The organism is Carnobacterium sp., from assembly GCF_032094055.1.
Taxonomy (GTDB): domain Bacteria; phylum Bacillota; class Bacilli; order Lactobacillales; family Carnobacteriaceae; genus Carnobacterium_A.
On the sequence record NZ_DAMDAK010000126.1, the window covers coordinates 1 to 4,642 of the forward strand.

2 protein-coding genes and 1 pseudogene are annotated in these 4,642 nt (G+C 37.0%); 2 read left to right on the forward strand and 1 reads right to left on the reverse strand.

Annotated elements, in window-relative coordinates; translation table 11 throughout:
* Positions 1 to 2,892: transglycosylase domain-containing protein (locus RT405_RS13015; RefSeq protein ID WP_313470245.1), on the reverse strand; the 2,892-nt coding region annotated here is incomplete at its 3' end.
* 561 nt (positions 2,893 to 3,453) lie between these two features.
* On the opposite strand from RT405_RS13015, the gene RT405_RS13020 reads away from it, so the two are divergent.
* Both RT405_RS13020 and RT405_RS13025 read left to right on the forward strand, forming a co-directional pair.
* Positions 3,454 to 4,416 carry an ABC transporter substrate-binding protein gene (locus tag RT405_RS13020; protein WP_313470246.1) on the forward strand — a complete coding sequence of 321 codons (963 nt, stop codon included), beginning with the start codon at positions 3,454 to 3,456 and terminating at the stop codon, positions 4,414 to 4,416.
* Positions 4,417 to 4,444: 28 nt separating this feature from the next.
* Positions 4,445 to 4,642 (forward strand): annotated as a pseudogene (locus tag RT405_RS13025) (ABC transporter permease); the annotation flags it as partial.

The window sequence follows — 4,642 nt, forward strand, 5'->3', positions numbered from 1 at the left end:
TTTCTCAGCATCAGCTTTAGCCTTAGCGTCAGATTCAGCTTTGGCTTTTTTCTCAGCGTCAGCTTTAGCCTTAGCGTCAGATTCAGCTTTGGCTTTCTTCTCAGCATCGGCTTTAGCTTTTTTATCTGCTTCTTCTTTAGCTTTTTTTTGGGCTTTTTCTTTAGCTTCCGCAGATGCAATTCCGCCCCAATAGTCTTGCAACTCTTTTTCATTTGCTCCAATAGCAAAATTATAAGTTGTTGTTCCAGGAAGGAATTGGTTATTAAAGATTTCTGTCTGTGTTTCCCCAGAGACAGTAGCAACTTTACCGTTACCTAAAGTAACTTTCCCAGCTTTCATCCCCGTTTTTTTATTAACTGTAGTAGAAACGATTCCTTCTGGTTGTTGGAAAGACTGATTTGCACCCATAATAGCTGGGTTAGCATTATTAACAGCATTCGCAAGTTTGGCCCAAAAAGCACGATTCCGTCGACCAGAACTGCCAACTCCTGAATAATTATCTAAATAATTATCTTCAACAGAATTATCATAGCCAATCCAAGACCCTAATGTTACTTGAGGGGTACTAGCAACAAACCAAATATCTTTTTGATTTTCAGAAGTACCCGTTTTTCCAGCTAAATCTGCACTAAAATTCAACTGACCTTTAACTTCGGTAGCCGTTCCGGCATCTAAAACGTCTCGCAGCATATCAATAGTGAGATAAGCTGTTTGAGGGGAGAAGACCGGATTTGACTTAGTTTCGTGCTGATAAATAACAGTACCGGATGAATCTTCGATAGATTCGATCATATAATTTTCCGTATACGTTCCTTTATTAGCTAAAGTAGCAAATGCATTTGTTTGTTCTAACACAGATGCGCCGCCTTCTGTTCCGCCAATGGCTAAAGCCGCATTAGCATATTCTTTTTCAGAAATTGAATCTGTTCCAATACCCATTTTTGGCAGATATTCTCCAGGAACAAATGATTTCTGCATTTCTAAATAAATTCTTGTTGTAACTAAGTTACTTGATTTTGCTAAACCTTCACGTGCACTAACCCACGTATTGGGTACTTGTCCACCATCATTGGTAATTTCATGAGTTCCATTTGTTCCATCAGGCACGACTAGTTTAGTTTCTGGAACGATAGTCGCTGGAGTAATGGTACCATTTTCTAGGGCAGGTGCGTACACTAAAAGGGGTTTAATTGTTGAGCCGGGTGAGCGACCCTTCATATCTAACGCATGGTTGATTTGTGAAAGCTCAAAATCCACACCGCCGACAAAAGAAATGATAGCCCCAGTAGCATTATTCATTAAGACACTACCATTTTGAACCGGCTCAATGATCGTCGTCGTTTCACCAGTGTCTGGATTAGTCCAATTAATTTCTTTTTTATAACCTAAGCTGTCTGCGTTAGCAGCGACTACATTCTGCATAGCTTCGTAGACAGGTTTATCAATAGTCGAATGGATCTTATAGCCTTTCATTCGTAATTGTTGATCAGCTTTTTCGTAATATTCATCATACAAACTTTTATCAGCTGCTAAGTCTGAAGCCGTTAATTTATCGGCTGTATATAATTTTTCCATTAAGATTTTGCGAGCTTCTTTTTCAACAGCATTGTAAAGGTAAGAGTTATTTGGCTGATTTGAACTATCTTGTTGAACAAAATCAGCAGTTAAATCATATGATTTAGCATCTGCATATTCTTTTTTATTGATATATCCTTCACGGAACATTCTAAAAAGGACTTCGTCTTTTCGAGATAATCCTGGAGCCAGATCTTCTTTAGTTTCTCCATTCTGTGTATATGGACTATAAATAATGGGGTTTTGTGGTAACCCAGCAATAAAAGCAGCTTGCGGCAATGTTAGATCGCTAGGAGAAACGCCAAATATTCCTAAGGCAGCTTCATGAAGACCCGCAATATTCTCCCCGCGATTATTGCGGCCAAATGGAGAAACATTTAAATAAGCTTCTAGAATCTCATCTTTTGTAAAATAATTTTCTAAACGATAAGCGAGTAAGATTTCATTTGCTTTTCGTTTAAATGAAACTTCATTTGTTAAAATTTGCTGCTTAATCAGCTGTTGTGTAAGAGTAGATCCGCCTGAAGTAGAAGACGATCCAATTACTTCTTGAAATAAAGCACGAGCAACAGCTTTAGGGACAACACCTTTATGCTTATAGAAGTATTCATCTTCTGTTGCGACAATAGCGTGTTGAACAAGTGGAGACATATCAGCTAAAGGAATAGAAGTTCTTTTTAAGTCTGTTCTCAAATCGCTGATCAATTCTCCACCGGCATAATAAATAGAAGAAGTCGTTTCTATATTTTTGATGTCTGCGTTCATTTCTTCATAAGTAGGAGGCTCATCTTGTGAAACGAGATAGGCAAAATAACCTAAACCAGCTCCGCCTGCAAAAGCAGTGCCAATTAAAAAAATGACAATAAATGCTATAAAAAGATTTTTTAAGACAGTATAACCTACATTGAAGCCAAATAAAACAGTATGATGGGAGGAGCGCTGCTCTTCCTTTTCTTCCTGCTTTTGATGCTTCCCAGAAGAAGATTTAGTGCTGAAAGTTTGTTTTAAATTTTTTCCTTTCATCATGAACCATCCTTTAAGAGCTAATAAACCAGCAACAAATTTATTGCTGGGAGTTGCAGAATCCAAATCTGTTTGTTTACGTGTATTCTTTGTTCTTTGTTCTTTTTCTGAACGAGTTTGACTATCCGGTACGATGTCAGAATGTGGCTCCTCCTTGACCGATTGGGGTTTAGCTACTTTATCATTATGTTTGAAAGAGACCCATTTCTTTTTTAGTTTTTGTCCTTCAGCAACAAAAAAGGATTTGATTTTTGTTAAGAACAGTGAAATAGTGTCTTTTTTCGGTTCTTTCAAATTTAATTCACCTCATATTCTTAGTTAGAGAAAGTTACTCCGTTGATTATATCAAAAAGTTATAAAAAAACCTAACTTTTGAGAAAAAAAGCAAGGAGTAACGGGAAAAAGGATGGTAGAAAAATCACAGTATGAGTTCTGATTAATAAGTAAATGAGAATTATTTAATAAAATTGTTGACAATAGGTTCTTTTGTTTTTATACTAAGTATTATCAAATACGGATTGCGAGGAATTCAATATGAACTGCTTACCAGTATCTTCTCTACAACTAAATAATTATTTCTTTAGCTATTTTAGAAACTGTTTGTAGACAGGGAAGACTTGGATACAAACAGGAAACAGTAATGTTTGTATCTATGATGGCTAAGGCATTTTGTATTGAGCTGATTGTACCACATAGATGAAATTTTAATCTAAGTGGTGCATAGATGACCTTATTTTATTTTTATTTAAAATAAACGAAACACCCACTTAGATTGTTTATTATCTAAGTGGGTGTTTTTTAGTTTATTGCTTAGCTCCGTTTGATAAAGAACATAAAAACGAGGAGGAAAAGAAAATGAAGAAAACATTATTAAGTCTAGTAGCACTAACTGCAGGATTGGTATTAGCAGCATGCGGCAATTCTGATAAAGCAGATAAAGGAGAAGAGATCAATATAGGAATATTGCAGTATATGGAACATGACTCTTTATCGTTAGCACGCAAAGGTTTTTTAGCTAAGCTGGAAGAAGAGGGATATGTTGAGGGGGAAAACTTAACGGTAGATTACCAAAATGCGCAAGGAGATCAGTCTAATCTGCAAAGTATGAGTGAGCGATTAGCTGGAGAAAATGATGTCATCCTGACAATTGCAACTCCTGCTGCTCAAGCAGTAGCGAACAGTACAAAAGAAGACCCTATTTTATTTACAGCTGTTACAGATCCAGTTGATGCAGGATTAGTTGAGAGTACGGAAAAACCGGGAGGTAATTTGACTGGTACAAGTGATATGGTTCCCATTGAAGAGCAAATTGCTTTGTTGTTATCAATAGCTCCAGAAGCAAAGACAATTGGAATTATCTATAACTCCAGCGAACCAAATTCAAAAATCCAAGCTGATTTAGCTGAAAAAGCCCTTGAAGACCAAGGAGTAAAAGTGAAGGTTTTAACCGTAACAACGACAAATGATGTGCAACAAGTTATGACGACTTTAGCGCAAGAAGTTGAAGCTGTTTATATTCCTACAGATAACACATTAGCAAGTACTATGCCGACTGTTGGGGAAATCGCGACAGAGTACAAACTACCAGTTGTTCCAGGTTCAGCAGAGATGGTAGACGCAGGAGCTTTAGCAACTTATGGCATCAACTATTCTGATTTAGGCGGACAAACAGCAGAATTGGCTTTGAAAATCATCAAGGAAGGTGCTGATCCAGCCGAACTTTCTATTGAAACTTCAAAAAACTTAGAACTGGTTATTAACGAAGAAATGGCTAAAGCTCTAGGCATAGATCCTGAAAGCATTAGCGTACCAAAATAAGAAATAAAAAAGGGAGAATTTCATAATTATGAGTATCTTATTATCCAGCATCTCACAAGGTTTATTATGGTCAATCATGGCTATTGGTGTTTATTTAACTTTTCGCATATTGGACATTGCTGATTTAACGGCGGAAGGAAGCTTTCCGCTTGGAGCAGCAATTTGTGCAAGCCTGATTGCTTATGGAGTTTCTCCTTTATGGTCTACAGCAGCCGCTTTATTAGGT